Genomic DNA, 21,122 nt, shown 5'->3' with positions numbered 1-21,122 from the left:
GCTCATCCCTTCTTGGCCGAGTCGAGGTGCGCGAACACGACCACATTGTCCTCGTAGTCCTTGGCCTTCTTGTCGTAGGTGCCGCCGCACGTGATCAGGCGCAACTGGGCGTCAGGGGTGTCGGCGTAGACCCGCTTGTCGGGGAACTTCGCCTTGCTGAACGTTTCGACGGTGTCGACCTTGAACGTGGCCACGGTGCCGTCCGCGCGCGTGATGTCGACCGTCGATCCGGGCCGCAGGAAACGCAGTTGGAGGAAGACCGCGGGGCCGGTCATCGTGTCGACGTGGCCCGCCACGATCGAGGCCCCCCGCTCGCCGGGCGTCACCCCGCCCTTGAACCAGCCGGCCAGGTTCCTGTCGTTCGGGGGAGGGGCGTCCAGGCGGCCGGAGGCCCCGATCGACAGCGGGGTGAAGGGCGCGTCCACGGCGATGGCCGGGATCTTGAGCCGGGTCGGTACGGAACGGGACAGGGCCGGTGCGGTGGTGGGGGAGGGAACAGGGGCGGGGGAGACCTGCCGGGGGACGGTGGCGGACGGTGAGGAGGCGGGGGCCGGGGCGGCGGGGGCCGGGGCGGCGGGCGCCGCGGCGGCGAACGGAGCGGGTGGTTTGTCGTCGGCCGAGGGACCGATGGAGTTGTAGATCAGGAGCATGCCGAGCCCGGCCACTGCGGCGGGCCAGAGCAGGGCGCGGCCGAGGGTGACGGTGTCGGAGGCAGTCCGGGAGGAGGGGGAACCGGGCGACTGCGGGGCGGTCATGGGAGCGTGCCTTTCGTCCGTGCGGGGCGGTGCGGTGATGGCGTAGGGCCGGGTCCCTCCCGTCAGGGTCGGGACGGGCCGTGCGACCCGGGCCTGATCCGGGCGGGAGTCCCCGGGGAAAACGAAGGCGCCGCGGCCGCCGTCCGGAGGGACGGCGGCCGCGACAGCGAAGCGACCGGCTCGCGGTGCGGCCGGGTCAGGCCATCGCGCCACCCGTCGCCTGACGACGGCGCACCTTGTACGCGCCGACACCGACACCACCGAGGAGCAGCAGCGAACCGGCCGCCAGACCGCCGCCGGTCATGGCCATCGCGCCACCACCGGTGTGCACGCCGCCGCTGGGCTTGTCCTTCTTCCAGCCCTCGTCGCTCTTCTCGCTCTTCTCGCTCTTCTCGGCCTTCTCGCCCTTTTCGGCCTTCTCCGTCTTCGCAGGCTTTTCGGCCTTGCCGGTCTCGTCGCTCTCCGGCTGCCACTCCTTGGCGACCGTCATCGACATGGCGCCGCCGCCGGCGTGCATGCCGCCGCTGGGCTTCTCCTTCTTCCAGTCGGACGAGCTGCCCTCTTCGTCGTTGCCGGGCTGCCATTCCTTGGCGACCGTCGACGACAGCGCGCCGCCGCCGGTGTGGACGCCGCCGTTCGGCTTGTCCTTCTTCCAGTCGGACGAGCTGCCCTCTTCGTCGTTGCCGGGCTGCCATTCCTTGGCGACCGTCATCGACAGCGCGCCGCCGCCGGTGTGCACACCGCCGCTGGGCTTGTCCTTCTTCCAGCCCTCGTCGTCCGACTTGCCGTGCTCGTCGCCGGCGACCGTCTTGGCCAGGGCGCCGCCGCCGGTGTGGACGCCGCCGTTGGGCTTGTCCTTCGTCCAGCCGCCGTCCTCGCTGCTGGAGGACGAACCGCTGTCGTGCTCCCTGTCGCCCGCCGTCATGGCGTACGCGGAGGGAGCGGTGATCGTGAGGACCGCCGTGACGGCGGCCGAAGCGAACAGTGTGCGGGCAGAGCGCATCTGAACACGTTTCCTTTCGTCGCGACTGCGAAGAGTGACGGAGCGTCGACTCGGAGTGGCGCAGTGGCTACGTGATCCACCGTCAGCCCGGAGTCCGGAGCGCGCCATCGGGGAGCTCCGCATTCGAGCTACGGCGTGGGCTCATCGAGTGGCGAAGAACGGATAATCACCCGTTGGACGGCACGGCGCGCCGGGGAGAGGTTTGGCCCCCGCCGGTCCCCCGTTCGCTGACGGGGCCTCACCGTGCGGCGGCGCTCACGGTTCCGGTAAATGAGTTGCGCCGCCGGCCGGCCCGCTGTTGTACTCGCCGCATCAGCCGACAGAACCAGGAGATTTCCATGCGCCGACCTCACATGTTCGTTCAGACGGGAATTCACGCCACCGCTGAGAACATGGAGTTCCGTGCACACGCTCAACCTTGGAATTCTGGCGCATGTCGACGCCGGTAAGACGAGCCTGACCGAGCGGCTGCTTCACGCCGCCGGAATCATCGACGAGATCGGCCGCGTCGACGACGGGAACACGCAGACCGATTCCCTCGCGCTCGAACGGCAGCGCGGTATCACGATCAAGTCCGCAGTCGTCTCGTTCGCCCTCGACGACGTCACGGTCAACCTGATCGACACGCCCGGCCACCCGGACTTCATCGCCGAGGTGGAACGGGTCCTGAGCGTGCTCGACGGTGCGGTGCTCGTCATCTCCGCCGTGGAGAGCGTGCAGGCCCAGACCCGCGTACTGATGCGGACGCTCCAGCGTCTGCGCATCCCCACGCTCGTCTTCGTGAACAAGACCGACCGGGCCGGAGCCCGGTATGAGCAGGTGCTGCGCGACATCGCGGAGAAGCTCACGCCGCACGCTGTCGCGATGGGACCTGCCGTCACCGGCCTCGGCACCCGCGACGCACGCAGCGTGCCGTACGCCGACGACGACCCCCGGCTCACGGGCCGGCTCACCGACCTGCTCACCGAGCACGACGACGCCCTGCTGGCCGCGTACGTCGAGAACGGCGAGGAACTCCCGCCCGCCCGGCTCCGTGCGGAACTGGCGGCGCAGACCGGACAAGCACTCGTGCACCCCGTGTACTTCGGCTCGGCCGTCACGGGCGCCGGTATCGCCGCCCTGACCGGCGGGATCAAGGAGCTGCTGCCCGCGGCCGGGGGCGAAGCGGACGGACCGGTCTCCGGCACCGTCTTCAAGGTCGAGCGCGGCCGGGCCGGCGAGAAGCTCGCGTGGGTCCGGATGTTCTCGGGGACCGTACGTACCCGCGACCGGCCGTCGTTCGGGCGGGGCCCCGACGCGGTCTCCGAGGGCAAGGTGACCGGCATCCGTGTCTTCGCCGACGGCACGGACACCGAGGCCGCCTCGGCCGGACCGGGGCAGATCGTGAAGCTCCGCGGGCTGGGCGACATCCGGATCGGCGACGCGGTCGGCGACACCCGGGCGGCGAGCACCGCGCGCCACTTCGCCCCGCCGACGCTGGAATCCGTAGTGGTGCCCGCGCCGCCCGCCTCCCGGGGAGAACTGCATTTCGCGCTCGCGCAGCTCGCCGAACAGGACCCGCTGATCAATCTGCGTCAGGACGACATCCGTAAGGAGGTCTCCGTGTCGCTCTACGGAGAGGTGCAGAAAGAAGTAATCCAGGCGACGCTCTCGGACGAATTCGGAATCGATGTCGCTTTCCGTGGAACGACGACCATCTGCCTGGAAAGGCCTTCCGGCACCGGTGCCGCGTTCGAGATCATCGACAAGGACGACAACCCGTTTCTCGCGACGGTCGGACTGCGGGTCGACCCGGCGCCGCCCGGCAGCGGTGTGGCCTACCGGCTGGAGGTGGAGCTCGGCTCGATGCCGTACTCCCTGATGAGAGCCGTCGAGGAGACCGTCGTCGAAACGCTCGGACAGGGTCTGTACGGCTGGCGCGTCACCGACTGCACGGTCACGATGACGCACTCCGGCTACTGGCCCCGGCAGAGCCACTCGCACGCCGTGTTCGACAAGTCCATGTCGAGCACCGCCGGGGACTTCCGCCAGCTGACCCCGCTGGTCCTGATGGCCGCGCTCCGGCAGGCCGGCACAACGGTGTACGAGCCGATGCACCGCTTCCGGGTGGAGCTCCCCACGGACACACTCGGACCGCTCCTGCCGGCCCTCGCCCACCTGCGGGCCGTCCCGGGCCCCCCGTCCGTCGACGGCACCCGATGCGTACTGGAGGGCGAGATCCCGGCCGCCCGGGTGCATGAACTGCAGCAGCGGCTCCCGGGGCTGACCCGCGGCGAAGGAGTGCTGGAGACCGCCTTCGACACCCACCGCCCCGTCACCGGCAACGTCCCGCAGCGCTCCCGCACGGACCACAACCCGCTCAACCGGAAGGAGTACCTGCTGCACACGGTGAGGCGAGCGGGCGGCGGGCCGGACTGAGAGGGTCCCGGGCACCCCCGCGGGAAGGCCGCGGGGGGACCGTCAGTTCAGCATCGCCCGAGCCGCCCGCGCGCTCCGGCGCACCGCCTCCGCGGCGGCCGGGTCGACGTCCTCGACCACCTGCGCGTACTCGTCCATCTCCGCCGCCCCGCGCAGGAACTCCCCGCCCTGGACCAGCAGCTGGGCCCGCTCGTAACGCAGCCTGGCCGGGTGCGACGGCAGGAGCAGGGACAGCTCGACCGCCCACAGCGCCACGTCGTTGCGTTCGGGCCTGGCCGCCGCCCACGCCCGGATGTTGTTCAGGATCCGCAGCACGATCTCCAGCGGTTGCGCCGGCACCAGCATCGACGCCTCCAGCGGCTCCCCGGTCGCGCCCGTCACCAGCAGTTCCGCGTCCTGGTCCGTCAGCGGCCGCCCACCGGCGAACGGATCGGCCAGCACCCGCTCCGCAGGATCCCCGAAACCGACCACGAAATGGCCCGGCAGCGCCACCCCGTACACCGGGGCGCCCGCCCGCCGCGCCACCTCGATCCACACCACCGACAGGAGGATCGGCAGCCCGCGCCGCCGGCGCAGCACCTCGTGCAGCAGCGAGGACTCCAGCCGCTGGTAGTCCGCCGACGCACCCTGGAACCCGAAGCGCTCGCCGAGCAGTGCGGCCAGCGCCGAGGCCCAGGCGTGGCCGCCGCGCAGACCGTACGGCAGCAGGCCCGCGAGCCGGTCCAGTTCGATCTGTGCCGCGTCCGTCCCGTTCGCGTCCAGCGCGGGATCGGCCTCCGCACCCAGCAGCAGACAGAGCAGCGCCAGATCAGGCCGCTCCGCCCGCGCCTCCTCGGCGAACCGGCGGCGCAGCTCGTCCTTGTCGTACCTCTCGGGAGCCATCGCGCTACGCCGCCCGGAAGTGGTGGTACAGGTGGTGCGTCGCGAAGCCCATCCCGTCGTACAGCCCACGGGCGCCGTCGTTGTCCGCCTCCACCTGGAGCCACGCGGCCGATGCGCCCTCGTCCATCGCCTGCCGGGCCAGTGCGGTCATGACGGTGGTGGCGAGCCCCTTCCTGCGGTGCTCGGGAGCCACCTCGACGGCCATGAAGCCGGCCCACCGTCCGTCCACCACGCACCGCCCGATCGCGGCGGGCGCTTCGTCCCCGGCCTCGCCCGGAACGGTCGCGAACCACACCGAGGGGCCACCGCCCAGCACCGCCGCCACCTGCGGGCCCGGCGTCCCGACGCGCTGGTAGCGGGCGAACCACGCATCGTCCACCGCGCGGCTCAGCCGCACCCGCGACACCTCGGCCGCCAGATCGCCGATCGGGGCCAGCGCCGCGATCCGCACCTCCGCGGTCACCTCGCGTCGCCACCCGTGACCCTCCAGCGCCGCGCACAACTCCTCCTGCGTGCCCTCGGCGCCGGTCGCGGTCTGGATGTACGCGGGCAGGTCCCGGTCCGCGTACCACTGCCTGACCCGCCCGAGCGCCGCGTCGAGCGGCACGCCCGGATCGCCGATCGGCAGTACGGAGTTGGCGCGCCGGGTGAAACCGCCGGCGGCGCGCAGCAGCCAGTCGCCCAGCGGTTCGCTCTCCACGGGCTGCCAGGCGCGCGCGTACACGGGGGCGAGTTCGGCGAAGGAGGCCGCGGGACCACGCCGGCGGGCCGGGGCGGCCGGCACGACCTTGCCCGCGACCAGGGCCGATTCCGGGATCTGAACGGACTCTCCGTTCTTAGGTGTGACCGACAGCACACCCGTGTTCCAGGATGTGAGAACACCGACCGTGTCGGTGAATTTCGGACCCTGGGGGCCGTCCTCGGTCACGCGCCGGACTGATACCCGTTTGCCCACGTCAGCCGGTGCAATTCGGACCTCCAGCCGTCCGCCCATGGTGAATTCCACAGCTCTGTCCGCCCCTCCTGTTCGGATCGTGCCCGGGAACGGAGATACTAGGTGCGGGCATCGACGACGCCGCGCTCCCGCGCGAGAGCCAACGCCCTACCGAGGAGGAACGACAGCGTGACCTACGTCATCGCGCAGCCTTGTGTCGACGTAAAGGACAAGGCCTGCATCGAAGAGTGCCCCGTCGACTGTATCTATGAGGGCCAGCGGTCCTTGTACATCCACCCGGACGAGTGCGTCGACTGTGGAGCCTGCGAGCCGGTCTGCCCGGTCGAAGCGATCTTCTACGAGGACGACACCCCGGAGGAGTGGAAGGACTACTACAAGGCGAACGTCGAGTTCTTCGACGACCTCGGGTCGCCGGGTGGTGCCTCCAAGCTGGGTCTGATCGAGCGCGACCACGCGTTCATCGCCGCGCTGCCGCCGCAGAACCAGTAGCAGCGTCCCGGCACGTGCGTCGCCCCGGTCCCGTACGGCTCGTCACCGTGCGGGACCGAGGTGTTTTCCCGGCAGCCTCCGCGCCGCCGTGCCGCCCGCGTGAACCCTCGTACGAGAAAGCAGAGATCCGTGTCCGCAGTCTCCTCCCGCCTCCCGGTCTTCCCCTGGGACAGGCTCGCGCCCTACAAGTCGACGGCCGAGAGCCACCCGGACGGCATCGTGGACCTGTCCGTCGGCACGCCCGTCGACCCGGTGCCCGAACTGATCCAGCAGGCGCTCGTCGCCGCCGCGGACAGCCCCGGCTATCCGACGGTGTGGGGCACGGCCGCCCTGCGTGACGCACTCACCGGCTGGGTGGAGCGCCGCCTGGGCGCGGTCTCGGTGACGCACGAGAACGTGCTGCCCGTCGTCGGCTCCAAGGAGCTGGTGGCATGGCTGCCGACGCAGCTCGGCCTCGGCGCCGGCGACAAGGTCGCCTACCCGCGGCTCGCCTACCCGACGTACGAGGTCGGCGCCCGGCTCTGCGGCGCCGAGCCCGTCGCCTACGACGACCCGACCGAGCTGGACCCGGCCGGCCTCAGGCTGATCTGGCTCAACTCGCCGTCCAACCCGACCGGCAAGGTGCTCTCCCGGGACGAGCTGACCCGGATCGTGGCCTGGGCGCGCGAGCACGACGTGCTGGTCTTCAGCGACGAGTGCTACCTGGAGCTGGGCTGGGAGGCCGAACCGGTCTCCGTGCTCCACCCGGACGTCTGCGGCGGTACGTACGAGGGCATCGTCGCCGTCCACTCGCTCTCCAAGCGCTCCAACCTCGCCGGATACCGCGCCGCCTTCATCGCGGGCGACGCGGCCGTGCTGAGCGAGTTGCTGCTGATCCGCAAGCACGGCGGCATGATGACGCCCGCCCCCGTCCAGGCGGCGACCGTCGCGGCGCTCGGCGACGACACCCATGTCGCCGAGCAGCGCACCCGTTACGCCGACCGGCGCGCGGCCCTGCGCACGGCCCTGGAGGCCCACGGCTTCCGGATCGAGCACAGCGAGGCGAGCCTCTACCTGTGGGCGACCCGCGACGAGCCCTGCTGGGACACCGTGGCGTACCTGGCGGAGCTGGGCATCCTGGTGGCGCCCGGGGACTTCTACGGGCCGGCAGGCGACCACTTCGTGCGCGTGGCGTTCACGGCCACCGACGAACGCGTGGCAGCCGCGGTCAAGCGACTGAGCTGAGTCCGGCACACACAAACGCGAGGGCCTCGGGAGTGCGCACTCCCGAGGCCCTCGCGTTTGTGTATGTACGGGCGCGGTGCGGATCAGCCGATCGGCAGGCCCTGGGTGGGCAGGCCCTGCGTCGGCAGGCCGCCCTTGGTGACGGCACCGGCCGCGTCGCCGAGGGTGTCGCTCGCGCCGCCCTCGGCCGCCTTGCTGACGCTCTTGGCCGCGGGCGCGGCCTTGGCGCCCGTCTCGCCGAGGGCCTTGCTCGCCACCGGCAGGGTGGTCCCGACGACCTTGCCGCCGGCCTTGCCCGCGGTGTCGGTGGCCGGCTGGGCCGCGCCTTCGACGGCCTTGCCGAGTCCGGCACCCTCGACGGTGGTGAGGCCGCCGAGCTCCGGGGTCTGGGGGAGCTCCGCGGCACCGGCCGCACCGGCCGCACCGACCACGGGGGCCGCACCCGCCGCGATCAGCAGCGCGGTGCGGGCGATCCGACGGGTCAGGGGGAGGGACATGATGCTCCTTCGACGGGGTGGGAAACCTGGTGTCCGTGGGTCGGACGCCATGACAACCGTCTTGGGGGAGGGAGAAGTTGCGGTGGGCCGAGGTAAAGATCGGGCAATGCGTCAGATAATCCGCAACGGAGGAACCCGGGCAAACAATGCATTCCGCAGCCACCCGCCGAACCGTCACTTCCCTTTGACCGCAAGGGGATGGGCGCGCAGGGAACGTGGTGCTCGGGAGGCTGTGCGGAGCCCGCCCGGGGAAGGCACGGACCCCCTGTGCGGGTGACGGGTCGTACTACTGCACGAGGCGTATGCGGACCGCGGCGGTGCCCGATTCCTTCTGCTCCGTCCGCCAGCCCGCCCCGGAGCTCCACTGCTTTCCCGCGTACGCGACCTCGTCGATGCCGAGCGCCTCGGACTGGGCGACCGCCCAGTGCGCGAGTTCCCAGCCGCGCTGCGGAGCACCGCCCTTGCCGGACCGGAGAGCCGTATCCACCGGCACCCAGAGCACGCCCGCGGTCGCGCCCGCGGCCGGGGTCTCCGTGCCCGCGCCGTCCTCCGCGGCCTTGGAAGGCAGTACGGCCTTGCCGAAGGAGCGCACCAGTGAGTCCCGGACCTCCGTCATCCCGCCCGTCCCGGCCGTGCTGCGCGGCGGCTCGCAGTTCAGGGCCGTCGGTGTCCGGCCCGTCAGTGCGGCGGCCAGCAGTGCGGCGTCCGGCTCGTGCTTCGCGTAGGCCTGCGGGAAGCCGCTGCGCTGGACGCGCTGCGCGGCCACGGTGAGCGGCAGCCGTGAGTAGCCGGGGACCTCGGCCAGGTGCTCGTAGAACTTCCCGGCCGAGTAGACCGGGTCCAGGATCTGCTTCTCGGTGCCCCAGCCCTGCGAGGGGCGCTGCTGGAAGAGGCCCAGCGAGTCCCGGTCGCCGTGCTCGATGTTGCGCAGCCCGGACTCCTGCAGCGCCGTCGCCAGCGCGATCGTCACCGCGCGCTCCGGCATGCCGTGGGTGGTGCCGACCGCGGAGATCGTCGCGGCGTTCGCCGCCTGCTCCGAGCTCAGCCGGTAGGTGCGCTCCTCGCCCGCCGAACCGTCGGCTGACCGCACGGTGCACTGGTCGGAGCCTCTGCTGCCCGTCACGTACTGCACGGTGAGATACCCGGCCACCGCCACGAGTACGGCGAAGGCCGCCACGATGCGCAGGCGGCGGCTGCGGGCGGTGTGTCGGCGGGCAGGGGCAACGGTCCGGGGCACGGGGCCACCGTACGCGAGGCACTAGGGTCGTAGCCATGGCCGAAAGCACGCTTGACCTCACATCGGACGGGCCCGCCCTCACCGCGTGGCTCGTCGACTTCCCCTCGGTCAGCGGGGAGGAGAAGGACCTCGCCGACGCCATCGAGTCGGCGCTGCGGACGCTTCCGCACCTGACCGTCGACCGGCACGGCAACAACGTCGTGGCCAGGACGAACCTGGGCCGCGGCGAACGCGTCGTACTGGCCGGTCACATCGACACCGTGCCGATCGCCGACAACGTGCCCTCCCGGCTCGACGAGGACGGTCTGCTGTGGGGCTGCGGGAGCTCCGACATGAAGTCGGGCGTCGCCGTCCAGCTGAGGATCGCCGCGACGGTGCCCGAGCCCAACCGCGACCTCACCTTCGTCTTCTACGACAACGAAGAGGTCGCCGCCGACCTCAACGGCCTCGGGCACATCGCCGACGCCCACCCCGACTGGCTGAAGGCGGACTTCGCCGTCCTCCTGGAGGGTTCCAACGGAGAGGTCGAGGGCGGCTGCCAGGGCACTCTGCGGGTCTTCCTCCGCCTGGAAGGGGAGCGGGCCCACTCCGCCCGCAGCTGGATGGGGGCCAACGCCATCCACGCCGCCGCTCCCGTCCTCGCCCGTCTCGCCGCGTACGAACCGCGCAAGCCGGTGATCGACGGGCTGGAGTACCACGAGGGCCTCAACGCCGTACGGATCGAGGGCGGCGTCGCCAACAACGTCATCCCCGACGCCTGCACGGTCGTCGTCAACTACCGCTACGCCCCGGACCTGGGCCCCGAGGAGGCCCTGGCTCACGTCCGTGAGGTCTTCGCCGACTGCGGCGTCGCCGAATTCACCGTCGACGACCACTCCGGCGCGGCCATGCCCGGGCTCTCCCACCCGGCGGCCAAGGCCTTCATGGACGCCGTCGGAGGCACTGCCCGGCCCAAGTTCGGCTGGACGGACGTGGCGCGCTTCGGCTCGCTCGGCGTGCCCGCGGTGAACTACGGCCCCGGCGACCCGATCCTCGCGCACAAGCGCAACGAGCACGTGCGGATCGACCGGATCACCCACTGCGAGGACCGGCTCCGCTCCTGGCTCACGACCTGACCTCGGGCGTTCCCCTGTCCGTAACCTCCGGGGATCTACGCTGGCCTGAGACAGAGCGCCGCAGGGCGGCTCTGACGTCGGCGTAGGGAGCAGACATGGGCAACCCGGAGGACGCAAGGATCCCTGAGGGCGCGGAGGTCCCCGAGGGGGCGGTCAGGCCCGAGGAGCAGCGGCTCGGCCCGGTGCTGCGCCGCAGGGACCAGGTGCAGCCCGGCACGACCGATCAGCGGTTGCTGGACTCCGAGGGCGACTCCGAGTGGGTGCACACGGACCCGTGGCGGGTCATGCGCATCCAGTCGGAGTTCGTCGAGGGCTTCGGCGCGCTCGCCGAACTGCCGAGCGCCATCAGCGTCTTCGGCTCCGCCCGCACACCGGCGGGCACGCCGGAGTACGAGGCGGGTGTACGGATCGGCCGGGCGCTCGTCGAGGCGGGCTTCGCGGTGATCACCGGGGGCGGTCCCGGAGCGATGGAAGCGGCGAACAAGGGGGCGCGGGAGGCGAAGGGCGTCTCGGTCGGCCTCGGCATCGAGCTGCCCTTCGAGTCCGGTCTCAACCCGCATGTCGACATCGGCGTCAACTTCCGCTACTTCTTTGTCCGGAAGACGATGTTTGTGAAGTACGCGCAAGGCTTTGTCGTCCTGCCCGGCGGCCTGGGCACCCTGGACGAGCTCTTCGAGGCCCTCACCCTCGTCCAGACGGGCAAGGTCACCCGCTTCCCGATCGTGCTGTTCGGTACGGAGTACTGGGGCGGCCTGGTGGACTGGCTGCGCGACACGGTGGTGGCCCAGGGCAAGGCGTCGTCGAAGGACCTGCTGCTGTTCCACGTCACGGACGACGTGGACGAGGCGGTCGGCCTGGTGACGAAGGAGGTCGGCCGCTGAGGCCGTTCCTCCGCTGCCCTTTCGGCCTTTCCCTCCAGGCCCGCCGGCCGTTTGAGGCGCGGGGTCCGGGGCGGAGCCCCGGTCACGGGAAGGGCGGGGCGGGGGACAGGCCCGCCGCAGGCGCACACCGCCCGCGGCGGACCCGCCACCCGCCCCGCTACGCCAGCCCCCGCCGGGCCACGGCCGGCGCCCGGTGTCCGGCGATGGACGCCACCATGTCCAGGACGTCCCGCGTCTCCGCCACCTCGTGGACCCGGTACACCCGCGCCCCCAGCCACGCGGACACCGCGGTCGTCGCCAGCGTGCCGAGCAGCCGCTCCTTCACCGGCCGGTCGAGCGTCTCGCCGACGAAGTCCTTGTTGGAGAGCGAGACCAGCACCGGCCACCCCGTCTCCGCCATCTCGCCGAGCCGGCGTGTGGCCTCCAGCGAGTGCCGGGTGTTCTTCCCGAAGTCGTGACCGGGGTCGATCATGATCCCGTCCGGCCGGACCCCCAGTTCCACGGCCCGCTCGGCCAGGCCCGAGGTCACCCGCAGGATGTCGGCCATCACGTCCTCGTACCCGGCCCGGTGCGGCCGGGTGCGCGGCTCGGCGCCGCCCGCGTGGGTGCAGACGAGACCCGCCCCGTACCGCGCGGCGACCTCCGCCAGTTTCGGGTCGACCCCACCCCACGCGTCGTTCAGCAGGTCCGCGCCCGCCTCGCAGACGGCCTCGCCGACGTCGTGGCGCCAGGTGTCGACGCTGATCACCACGTCCGGGTGACGACGGCGCACCTCGGCGACGAAACCGACGGTGCGACGGGCCTCCTCCTCGGCGGTGACCTCCTCGCCGGGGCCCGCCTTCACCCCGCCGATGTCGATGATCGCGGCGCCGTCGGCCACGGCCTGCTCGACTCGGGAGAGCGCGGGCTCGTCGCGGAAGGTGGCGCCCTGGTCGTAGAAGGAGTCCGGGGTGCGGTTCACGATCGCCATGATCACCGGCTCGTGCGCACCGAATTCGCGCCGCCCCAGCCTGAGCGCACCGCTTCGCATCCCGAGTCTCTCCCTGTGAATCCCCCGGCAGAAAGCCTGCCAGGACCGACTGCGACCCTAACTGTCAGTCCCTCATGGCACGATCGGACCCGGACGAAATTCCGCTCCCGGGGAGATGCGCGTGTTCTGGTTCTTGCTGCTCGCGATGGTGGTGGTGGTTGCCGCGGTCACCCTCGCGGTGGTCGGCGGAGGGAAGAGTGCCATCCTGCAGGACGTGGCACCCGAGCAGCTGACGGATCCGCTGCCCGCGACGCGCCCGGTCGGCCGGGCGGATGTCGAGGCGCTCCGGCTGCCCGTCGCCGCCCGCGGCTATCGGATGGCCGATGTGGACGAAGCGCTGGGCCGTCTAGGGGCCGAGCTCGCCGAGCGGGACGCACGGATCGCGGAGCTGGAGTCGGCCCTTGCCGGCGCCCAGGCCACGAGAGCCGGGCGTCCCGATCTTCTGAAGCAGCCCGAGGACCGCCCACAGGCGCCCTGGGAGGCGCCGGAGCCGTTCCCGCGGTCCCCGTCCCCGTCCGCGGCGGACGAGGGCCCACGCGACCCGCGCCCCGACGAGGAGACCGGCCGATGAGCGGCGCCGAAGCGGCGGCGGACGGCGGACTGCGCTGCCCGTGGGGTCTGGCCACCGAGGACTACCTCATCTACCACGACACCGAATGGGGCCGCCCGGTCCACGGCGACGACGCCCTCTTCGAACGGCTGTGCCTGGAGGCGTTCCAGTCCGGGCTGTCCTGGCTGACGATCCTGCGCCGCCGGGAGGGCTTCCGCGGCGCGTTCGCCGGGTTCAGCATCCCGAAGGTGGCGGCGTTCACCGACGCGGACCGGGAGCGGCTCCTCGCCGACGCGGGCATCATCCGCAACCGGGCGAAGATCGACGCCACTCTCGCCAACGCCCGGACGCTGTCCGGATGGTCGGAGGGCGAGCTGGACGAGCTGATCTGGTCGCACGCCCCCGATCCGGCGAGCCGCCCCGCCCCGCGCGTCCTCGGGGACGTAGCGGCCGTCACCGCGGAGTCCACGGCACTGTCGAAGGACCTCAAGAAGCGCGGGCTGCGGTTCATCGGTCCGACCACGGCCTACGCCCTGATGCAGGCGTGCGGCCTGGTCGACGATCATCTCGCCGACTGCGTGGCCCGCGGCGGCGGCCCCGTGGCGTAGACCGGAGCCGCTCTACTGTCCGAGGTACTTCGGCTTCTCCTTGTCGAGGAACGCCTGCACCGCGATCGCGTGGTCCTGCGACGCGCCCGCCCTCGTCTGGAGTTCGTCCTCCTTCTCCAGCGCCTCGCCAAGGGTGTGACCGGCCCCGTAGGCCAGCGACTCCTTGAGCGCGGCGTATGCCACCGTCGGGCCGTCCGCCAGGGTGCGGGCCACCGCTGTGGCCTCGGCGACGAGGTCGGCGGCGGGCACCAGCTTGTTCACGATGCCCAGGTCATGGGCGTCCTGCGCGGAGATGGAGCGCGGGAAGAGCAGCAGATCGGCGGCGCGGCTGTGGCCGATCAGCCGGGGCAGGGTCCAGGAGACGCCCGAGTCCGCCGTGAGAGCGACCCCGGCGAACGAGGTGTTGAACGAGGCGGTGTCGGCCGCGACCCGGTAGTCGCAGGCGAGTGCGAAACCGAAGCCCGCACCGGCTGCGGCGCCGTTGACGCCGGCGACGACCGGCTTCGGCATTTCGGTGAGCGCCCGCACGATCGGGTTGTAGTGCTCCTGCACCGTGCTGAGTGCGTTGCCGCCGCCCGACGCGCGGACCTCGGACAGCTTCGTGAGGTGTTCCTTGAGGTCCTGGCCGACACAGAAGGCGCGACCGCCGGCCGCGGTGAGAAGAACCGCCCGCACAGCGGTGTCGGCGCCGGCCGCCTGCAGGGCGTCGCGCAGGCCCACCTTGGCCGCGGTGTTCATGGCGTTCATCGCGTCGGGACGGTTGATCGTGATCGTCGCGAGTCCGTCGTTCACCGCGTAGAGCACGGAGTCGTCGTGATCAGCCATGTGGGGTCCCCTTTGCGCCTCGTTCAAAATGCCTGTCGAGGCAAGCATGGCCGACTTCGGTGGAGGCGAACATGTGACCTGCGTCTAACAATTCCGCTCCGATGAGGGGCGGATGGGGACGGAGTATCGCAGTCGGATCGCCGAATTGGGTGGTTTTGAGTGAGCGCGTTGCTCAAGCGATGCAGAGCGATGTTGGTCATCGGGGTCTGTGATGCGGGATAATGGCCTGGAAGCAATGTGTTCGATGCCGGTGAGGCAGCGCCTGTCATGGGGCCGCCGGTTGCGATGAGCTGGTTTCAGGAAGGGGAACGAGCATGGCGGCCATGAAGCCGCGGACGGGCGACGGCCCGCTCGAGGTGACAAAGGAGGGGCGGGGCATCGTCATGCGCGTTCCGCTCGAAGGCGGCGGTCGGCTTGTCGTGGAGCTGACTCCGGACGAGGCCGATGCACTCGGCGATGCCCTCAAGAAGGTCGTCGGCTAGCAGAGGCGCCCACACTTCACCACTGCCTCGGCACGGTTTCCGTGCCGAGGCAGTGGTGTATCCGTGGACATGACGCGCCGCTCTGCCGGGCGTGCCGGGCGCCCGGCACGCCGGTCAGCCGCGTCGTACCGCGCAGAGAAGGCCGTCGCCCACCGGCAGCAGCGTCGCCAGCAGCTCCTGGCTCTCACGGACCGCGCGCAGCAGCTCGCGCAGGCGCAGCACCTCCGCGGGCTGGGCGGCGGAGTCGACCGTACGGCCGTCCGCGAACACGCCCTCGAAGCAGACCAGACCACCAGGTCGCAGCAGGCGCAACGATTCAGCGAGGCAGTCCAGGCTCTCCAGCCGGTCGCCGTCGCAGAACACGAGGTCGTAACCGCCGTCCGCCAGCCGGGGGAGTACGTCGAGGGCGCGGCCGGGGATGAAGCGGGCCCGATTGGCGGCGAAACCCGCCGCGCGGAACGCCTCACGGGCGAACTGCTGGCGCTCGGGTTCCGGGTCGACCGTGGTCAGTACCCCGTCCGGCCGCATGCCTTGCAGCAAATAGAGGCCGGACACGCCCGTCCCGGTGCCGATCTCGGCCACCGCCTTGGCGTCCGTCGTGGCAGCCAGCAGGCGCAGCGCGGAGCCTGTGCCTGGCGACACCGAGCGAAGCCCGGCGTCCCGTGCCCGGTCCCGGGCCCAGCGCAGTGCTTCGTCCTCGGCGACAAAGGCGTCGGCGAACGCCCAGCTCGTCTGCCGGTTGGCGGTGATGACCCTCTCCTGTCCCCGTAGTTGGCGCAACGGTGACTGTATCCGCTGTACCCGGGAACCCGCAGATGGGACCAGGCGTTAGAGGAGGGCAGGGGAAAGCGCCTGGACCAAGCCCGCAGATCGGGCCCCGGACAGGCGGGCAGGCGGTTCCAGGGGGAGACCCCGGCCCCAGCAGGAAAAAGGCTTATCCGGAGCTAACGGGCGAGGTGGCTATGGTAGGGGCTCCACTGGACACCACCAGAGCCGACAGGGGAGGTGCGGCTGCGCCTGTGGATCGGGGAGGAGTGCTGCGGCGCTTTCTCAGGTCGGCGGGTGAGCCGAAATCCGTGACCAACATTGCTGACCGTTCTTCCAACGACTCCGCACCGACCGCGACCTTCGCCTCAGATGCGGACTCCCAGGCGTGGACGCCGCCCTCATGGGAAGAGATCGTCAGCACGCACAGCGGTCGTGTCTACCGCCTTGCCTACCGACTGACGGGTAACCAGCACGACGCCGAGGATCTCACTCAGGAGGTCTTCGTCCGGGTGTTCCGATCGCTGTCGACGTACACGCCCGGCACCTTCGAGGGCTGGCTGCACCGCATCACGACCAATCTGTTCCTGGACATGGTCCGCCGCAAGCAGCGCATCCGCTTCGACTCCCTCGGCGACGACGCCGCCGAGCGGCTGCCGAGCCGTGAGCCGTCGCCGCAGCAGGTCTTCAACGACACCCACTTCGACGCGGACGTCCAGCAGGCCCTGGACACCCTTGCGCCCGAATTCCGGGCCGCGGTCGTGCTTTGCGACATCGAGGGACTCTCGTACGAGGAGATCGCCGCGACACTCGGCGTGAAGCTCGGCACCGTGCGCAGCCGTATCCACCGCGGGCGCTCGCACCTGCGCAAGGCGCTGCAGCACCGTTCGCCCGAGGCCCGCGCCGAGCAGCGCTCCCTGGCGGGAGCCCTTGCGTCAGGGGAGGGCGGAACGGCGTGAGCGGCACAGGTCCGACCTCCGCGGAACAGCACTTGGGAGACCGCCTCGCCGCGCTTGTCGACGGCGAGCTGAAGCACGACGCCCGCGACCGGGTGCTCGCTCACCTCGCGACCTGCGCCAAGTGCAAGGCCGAGGCCGCCGCCCAGCGGCGCCTGAAGAGTGTCTTCGCGCAGTCGGCCCCGCCCTCGCCCTCGGAGGGGTTCCTTGCCCGGCTCCAGGGCCTTCCCGGCGGACCCGGTGGTGACGACGACAGTCGGGGAAGACCGCCGGGCGACTCAGGCCGCTTCGGTGACGGGATCTTCCCCGTGATGCAGCCCTCGGGCAGCCGGGCCCAAGCACCCTCGGACGGCTCCCCGCCGGCCGCCTTCGGCTACCTCCCGACCCTGCACGGCTCGACCGCGGTGCTGCCGGCCGGACCCGCTGGTTCCGTCTTCCGGATCCACGAGGTCGGCCGCGAGGGCGACCGCTCACCGTGGCGGGGACGCCGGTTCGCCTTCGCGGCGGCCAGCGCCGTTTCACTGGCCGCCATCGCGCTCGGTGGCGCCCTGCCGACGGACGCCGGCACCGAGGCTCCCACCCGGGCCGAGGGCCCGGGCAACACCGTGGCCCCGCTCGACGCCGACGCCCGGGCCGGGAGCGGCACCGTCAGTCGTCGCGGAGGCGGCAGCCACGGCACGCTCGCCGCGGCCGGCACCGACCGACCGTTCTCGCTCGCGGTGAACGCCGCACCGCTGGCTTTCACCTCGGCACCCTCCCTGCTCGGCGCCGGCGGTCTCAATGGGAACTCGTTCGCCCTTCCCGTTCAGTCCACCGTGTCCGCGCCCTCGCTGATACGTCCCGACGCAAGTAACCCGCTGTTCGCCCGTGCCCTCGGCAGCGGACTCGTCCCGGCGAAATCCGCTGCGCCCTCCGCGAAGCCGTCGCGGACCCCCACATCGGCCGCCGGAGCACCGGCCCCCGCCGATCACGGCCTGCCGCTTTCGTCCCGCCGCTGATGAAGGTCCGCGTACGGGGCCGCGCAGGGCATCCGTAAACCTGGTTGAATTCCGGCAGGATTTTCGGAGGGACGCCCCTGTCGGGGTGTGCAGAGGCCGGTTACGGCAGTTGCGGGGAGAGCATGGACGACGGGAAGACCACCGAGCCGAAGGCGAAGTGGTGGAGCCGGCCCGCGCCGGGACGCAGCACACGTACAGCGCCTCAGGAGCCGTCGCCCGTCGAGGACGCGATTCCTCCGGCGCCCCCGGCAGATGCTCCGGCCGCGAGCGAGGCACCCCAGGCCGCGCCGTACGTGGCCGCGGGACCTGAGGCCGTGACCGCCGAGCCGTCGACAACCGCTGCAGCCGCGACCTCGACAGCCGCGACCTCGACAACCGCGACCTCGACAACCGCGGCCGCGGCGCCCGAGACCGTGGCGCCCGCGACCTCCACAACCTTGGCGCCCGAGGCCGCGGCGCCCGCGCCACGGGCCGCGCAGCCGCTCCACGAGCCCGACCAGTACAGCACCCCGCCCTACGGCGGCCCCGGCCCCTGGGCGCCCGCACCGCCCGTGCAGCGGCCGACCCCGGCGCACGGCACCCCCGTACCCCCGGCCTACGCGGGAACGAACGGCTCCGGCATGACGCTCCCGCCCGCCCCCGCGCCCGCCTTCCAGGCCCCGCCCCCGCCGCAGCCGCACCCCCAGGCCGCACCGCAGCCGCACCCCCAGGCCCCGGGGCAGGCCACCCACCCCCACCCTCAGCCCCCGTCGCCACAGTGGCTCCAGTACGACCCCTGGGGCGCGCCCCGACAGCCGCTCATCACCCAGCCCGGGCCGCCGCTCGGCCCCGACGGCCGCCGGAAGAACCGGCGTGGATCGGTCCTCGTCGGCGCGCTGCTCCTCGCTCTGGTGGCGGGCGGTATCGGTGGCGGTATCGGCGCCTACATAGAGCGCAACGGCGGCCTCACCGCGGTCGAACTGCCCCAGGACGAGCGCAACGGCGGCGGACGCGCCCCCGACAGCGTCGCGGGCATAGCGGCGAGCGCCCTGCCCAGCGTGGTCACCCTGCACGTCAGCGGCACCACCGAATCCGGCACCGGCACCGGCTTCGTCCTGGACGACCAGGGCCACATCCTGACCAACAACCACGTGGTCGCCCCGGCCGGTTCCTCCGGTGAGATCACCGTGACGTTCAGCGGCGGCGAGACGGCGAACGCCGAGATCGTCGGCAAGGACAGCGGCTACGACCTGGCCGTGGTCAAGGTCAGCGGCGTCTCCGGGCTGAAGCCCCTGCCCCTGGGCAACTCCGACAACGTGCAGGTCGGGGATCCGGTGGTGGCGATCGGCGCACCCTTCGACCTGTCCAACACCGTCACCTCCGGCATCATCAGCGCCAAGGACCGGCCGATCACCGCCGGCGGTGAGAAGGGCGACGGCAGCGACATCAGCTACGTCGACGCGCTCCAGACCGACGCCCCGATCAACCCGGGCAACTCCGGCGGCCCGCTGGTGGACACCGACGCGCACGTCATCGGGATCAACAGCGCCATCCGCGCCGCCGACAGCGGCTCGACCACGGAGGGCGGGCAGGCGGGCTCCATCGGCCTCGGCTTCGCCATCCCGATCAACCAGGGCAAGCGCGTCGCCGAGGAGCTCATCAACACCGGGAAGGCCACCCACCCGGTGATCGGTGTGAGCCTCGACATGAAGTACACGGGAGACGGCGCCAAGGTCGGACCCGAGGGCGCCGACGGCAAGTCCTCCGTCACCGAGGGCGGTCCCGGGGCCAAGGCGGGCATTCAGCCGGGTGACGTCATCACCGAAGTGGACGGCAGGCGGGTGCACAGCGGCGAGGAGCTGATAGTGAAGATCCGCTCGCACCGGCCGGGCGACCGGCTGAAGCTCACACTGACCCGCGGTGGCAAAGACCTGTCCATGACTTTGACTCTCGGCTCGGCAACGGGCACGTGACCGTAATGAGGAGCTACCGCCCGGACAGTTTCGCCGGGTACCGTGGGCCGGGTCCGGACCTCATCCGACCTGGTCGCGGAGAACACGAGGAGCCGCAAGGTGTTCAATGACATAGGCCCACTCGAGCTGGTGGCGCTCGCGATCATCGGCGTGCTCGTCTTCGGCCCGGACAAGCTGCCCAAGGTCATTCAGGACGTCTCGGGCTTCATCCGCAAGATCCGTGAGTTCTCGGAGAGCGCCAAGGAAGACATCCGTACGGAGCTCGGGCCGGAGTTCAAGGACTTCGAGTTCGAGGACCTCAACCCCAAGACGTTCGTCCGCAAGCAGCTCATGGACGGCAAAGACGATCTGGGGCTGAAGGAGATCCGGGAGAGTTTCGACCTGCGCAAGGAGGTCGCCGAGGTCACCGACGCGGTGAACGGGCGCGAGACTCCTGCCGTCGAGGCGAAGAGCGGCGTGTCGTCCGCTTCCGCGGTCACCGCCGCGAACGGCTCGCCGGGCGCTCCGGACCTGCTCAAGAAGCGTGAGCAGCCCGCGAAGGCCGACCACCCGCCGTTCGACGCAGACGCCACCTGACACCGGTCAATCCCGACTCGTCCGGACGGTATGGCTATTCTCCATCTGTCCGGTTGTGAGTACGCCCGCGGGGGGCGGGCCGCTCCGGACCTTGACGATCGAGGAGGCGGCCGGGCTGATGGAGACAACGAGTCGGGTGGGCGCGGAAGGTACGCCGGACACAGTCACGGCGGAGGGGGTGCCGGCGGCCCGGCTCACGGTCGACGGCTATCTGCAGGCGTCGTTCCCCTGGTACGGACTGGACGAGGCCTTCACCGGGCCCCGCTGGCTGATGCAGGTGGGCACCGCGGCGGACGGCACGGTGCAGCACGGCTCCACCGGTCACGGTGACGAACCCTTGGTACGGGGCGGCGACTCCGGTGCGGAAAAGCAGCGGTTCGCGGTCGTCGTGACCGTGGCCAGCAGCCCGGTGCGGCGCAGCGGCGACGGCACGGGCGTCCTGGACGCGACGACGGTCTCCTCCGCGGCCTGGCTGGCCGGCTCCGGCCTGCTGGCCTATACGTGGCCCCCGCAGATGGACCACACCCTGCGCGACGACTGGCTGGACCAGCAGACGGAGACGGCGTTCGAGCTCGCCGACGACCTGGACGGCCCTGCCTGGTCGGCGCTGTCCCTGCCGGTCGACGGTGTGCCGGTGCCCTTCCACTACCGCGAGTCCGAATTCGGCTGGGTGCTGGCGGGGTCGGCGCAGGGCGTCCACATCGGGGCGTACGGGCGCGGGATGAGCGCGTACGGGCTGGGGTTCTCGGTCGTCGGGGACATCACGTCGTACGCGTAGCAGCCGGGCAGTTCACGAACGACGCGGAAAGGTGGCGGGGCCCCAGGGGGCCCGCCCCAGTACCCCGCGGGCCCCCGGGGCGGAAATTTTTGGCGGGGGGGTTGCCCCGGGCCAGCCCGCCACGCCCCCCGGGCGGCCCCCCCCCC

General features: G+C 71.5%; 22 protein-coding genes. 13 read left to right on the top strand and 9 right to left on the bottom strand.

Annotated features, from left to right (window positions below; all coding sequences use genetic code 11):
- Positions 1-2: 2 nt before the first annotated feature.
- Positions 3-755, bottom strand: coding sequence for a class F sortase (locus tag ACIOEW_RS09620; RefSeq protein WP_362556312.1), 753 nt, complete (start codon positions 753-755; stop codon positions 3-5).
- A 196-nt stretch (positions 756-951) separates the two neighbouring features.
- Entirely contained in the window at positions 952-1,758 is an 807-nt protein-coding gene (locus ACIOEW_RS09615; protein ID WP_362556310.1) for a hypothetical protein, read from the bottom strand.
- Between the two features lie 402 nt (positions 1,759-2,160).
- On the opposite strand from ACIOEW_RS09615, the gene ACIOEW_RS09610 reads away from it, so the two are divergent.
- Positions 2,161-4,176, top strand: coding sequence for a translation factor GTPase family protein (locus ACIOEW_RS09610; protein ID WP_362556308.1), 2,016 nt, complete (start codon positions 2,161-2,163; stop codon positions 4,174-4,176).
- Positions 4,177-4,218: 42 nt separating this feature from the next.
- Here the strand turns inward: ACIOEW_RS09610 and ACIOEW_RS09605 are convergent, their stop codons facing one another.
- Entirely contained in the window at positions 4,219-5,058 is an 840-nt protein-coding gene (locus ACIOEW_RS09605) for a tetratricopeptide repeat protein (protein ID WP_401963010.1), read from the bottom strand.
- Positions 5,059-5,062: 4 nt separating this feature from the next.
- Positions 5,063-6,064 carry a GNAT family N-acetyltransferase gene (locus ACIOEW_RS09600; protein ID WP_401963008.1) on the bottom strand — a complete coding sequence of 334 codons (1,002 nt, stop codon included), beginning with the start codon at positions 6,062-6,064 and terminating at the stop codon, positions 5,063-5,065.
- A gap of 117 nt (positions 6,065-6,181) precedes the next feature.
- On the opposite strand from ACIOEW_RS09600, the gene fdxA reads away from it, so the two are divergent.
- Both fdxA and dapC read left to right on the top strand, forming a co-directional pair.
- Positions 6,182-6,502 carry a ferredoxin gene (gene fdxA / locus ACIOEW_RS09595; protein ID WP_018956287.1) on the top strand — a complete coding sequence of 107 codons (321 nt, stop codon included), beginning with the start codon at positions 6,182-6,184 and terminating at the stop codon, positions 6,500-6,502.
- Between the two features lie 129 nt (positions 6,503-6,631).
- Positions 6,632-7,726, top strand: coding sequence for a succinyldiaminopimelate transaminase (dapC, locus tag ACIOEW_RS09590; protein ID WP_401963007.1), 1,095 nt, complete (start codon positions 6,632-6,634; stop codon positions 7,724-7,726).
- An 83-nt stretch (positions 7,727-7,809) separates the two neighbouring features.
- Here dapC and ACIOEW_RS09585 read toward each other — a convergent pair whose 3' ends face one another.
- Positions 7,810-8,223: an ATP-binding protein gene (locus ACIOEW_RS09585; RefSeq protein WP_401963005.1), complete on the bottom strand. Its 414-nt coding sequence runs from the start codon at positions 8,221-8,223 to the stop codon at positions 7,810-7,812.
- 286 nt (positions 8,224-8,509) lie between these two features.
- Positions 8,510-9,460 (bottom strand): hypothetical protein, encoded by a 951-nt coding sequence (locus tag ACIOEW_RS09580; RefSeq protein WP_401963003.1) that lies wholly within the window; start codon positions 9,458-9,460, stop codon positions 8,510-8,512.
- Positions 9,461-9,495: 35 nt separating this feature from the next.
- Between ACIOEW_RS09580 and dapE the strand changes: the two genes are divergently transcribed.
- Together dapE and ACIOEW_RS09570 are read left to right on the top strand one after the other, a co-directional pair.
- Positions 9,496-10,575 (top strand): succinyl-diaminopimelate desuccinylase, encoded by a 1,080-nt coding sequence (dapE, locus tag ACIOEW_RS09575; protein WP_362556295.1) that lies wholly within the window; start codon positions 9,496-9,498, stop codon positions 10,573-10,575.
- 95 nt (positions 10,576-10,670) lie between these two features.
- Positions 10,671-11,456: a TIGR00730 family Rossman fold protein gene (locus tag ACIOEW_RS09570; protein ID WP_362556293.1), complete on the top strand. Its 786-nt coding sequence runs from the start codon at positions 10,671-10,673 to the stop codon at positions 11,454-11,456.
- 157 nt (positions 11,457-11,613) lie between these two features.
- Here ACIOEW_RS09570 and folP read toward each other — a convergent pair whose 3' ends face one another.
- Positions 11,614-12,486 (bottom strand): dihydropteroate synthase, encoded by an 873-nt coding sequence (folP, locus tag ACIOEW_RS09565; protein WP_362556291.1) that lies wholly within the window; start codon positions 12,484-12,486, stop codon positions 11,614-11,616.
- A 121-nt stretch (positions 12,487-12,607) separates the two neighbouring features.
- Between folP and ACIOEW_RS09560 the strand changes: the two genes are divergently transcribed.
- Both ACIOEW_RS09560 and ACIOEW_RS09555 read left to right on the top strand, forming a co-directional pair.
- Complete coding sequence (locus tag ACIOEW_RS09560; protein WP_362556289.1) at positions 12,608-13,057, top strand: hypothetical protein; 450 nt, start codon at positions 12,608-12,610, stop codon at positions 13,055-13,057.
- Positions 13,054-13,644 (top strand): DNA-3-methyladenine glycosylase I, encoded by a 591-nt coding sequence (locus tag ACIOEW_RS09555; RefSeq protein ID WP_401963000.1) that lies wholly within the window; start codon positions 13,054-13,056, stop codon positions 13,642-13,644. Before ACIOEW_RS09560 ends, ACIOEW_RS09555 begins: the two co-directional genes overlap by 4 nt.
- Before the next feature lie 12 nt (positions 13,645-13,656).
- Here ACIOEW_RS09555 and ACIOEW_RS09550 read toward each other — a convergent pair whose 3' ends face one another.
- On the bottom strand, positions 13,657-14,469 hold the full coding sequence (locus ACIOEW_RS09550; protein ID WP_401962998.1) for an enoyl-CoA hydratase/isomerase family protein: 813 nt from the start codon (positions 14,467-14,469) through the stop codon (positions 13,657-13,659).
- A 314-nt stretch (positions 14,470-14,783) separates the two neighbouring features.
- On the opposite strand from ACIOEW_RS09550, the gene ACIOEW_RS09545 reads away from it, so the two are divergent.
- Entirely contained in the window at positions 14,784-14,951 is a 168-nt protein-coding gene (locus tag ACIOEW_RS09545) for a DUF3117 domain-containing protein (protein WP_003966491.1), read from the top strand.
- A gap of 114 nt (positions 14,952-15,065) precedes the next feature.
- Here ACIOEW_RS09545 and ACIOEW_RS09540 read toward each other — a convergent pair whose 3' ends face one another.
- Positions 15,066-15,731: an O-methyltransferase gene (locus ACIOEW_RS09540; RefSeq protein WP_327708990.1), complete on the bottom strand. Its 666-nt coding sequence runs from the start codon at positions 15,729-15,731 to the stop codon at positions 15,066-15,068.
- 182 nt (positions 15,732-15,913) lie between these two features.
- Between ACIOEW_RS09540 and sigE the strand changes: the two genes are divergently transcribed.
- The 5 genes from sigE to ACIOEW_RS09515 all read left to right on the top strand — a co-directional run bounded on the left by sigE (position 15,914) and on the right by ACIOEW_RS09515 (position 20,976).
- On the top strand, positions 15,914-16,675 hold the full coding sequence (gene sigE, locus ACIOEW_RS09535) for an RNA polymerase sigma factor SigE (protein ID WP_362556283.1): 762 nt from the start codon (positions 15,914-15,916) through the stop codon (positions 16,673-16,675).
- Complete coding sequence (locus tag ACIOEW_RS09530; protein ID WP_401962995.1) at positions 16,672-17,670, top strand: zf-HC2 domain-containing protein; 999 nt, start codon at positions 16,672-16,674, stop codon at positions 17,668-17,670. The genes sigE and ACIOEW_RS09530 overlap by 4 nt, the downstream gene beginning before the upstream one ends.
- Before the next feature lie 122 nt (positions 17,671-17,792).
- Positions 17,793-19,622 (top strand): S1C family serine protease, encoded by a 1,830-nt coding sequence (locus tag ACIOEW_RS09525; RefSeq protein WP_401962993.1) that lies wholly within the window; start codon positions 17,793-17,795, stop codon positions 19,620-19,622.
- Between the two features lie 99 nt (positions 19,623-19,721).
- Complete coding sequence (locus ACIOEW_RS09520; RefSeq protein WP_401962991.1) at positions 19,722-20,198, top strand: sec-independent translocase; 477 nt, start codon at positions 19,722-19,724, stop codon at positions 20,196-20,198.
- A 118-nt stretch (positions 20,199-20,316) separates the two neighbouring features.
- Complete coding sequence (locus ACIOEW_RS09515; RefSeq protein WP_362556274.1) at positions 20,317-20,976, top strand: hypothetical protein; 660 nt, start codon at positions 20,317-20,319, stop codon at positions 20,974-20,976.
- Positions 20,977-21,122 lie beyond the last annotated feature (146 nt).

The sequence above is a fragment of the Streptomyces sp. NPDC087901 genome (genome assembly GCF_044742205.1).
Lineage (GTDB): Bacteria > Actinomycetota > Actinomycetes > Streptomycetales > Streptomycetaceae > Streptomyces.
Note: the sequence above shows the minus strand (reverse complement) of the source record. Positions and strands in the feature narration are given on the sequence as shown.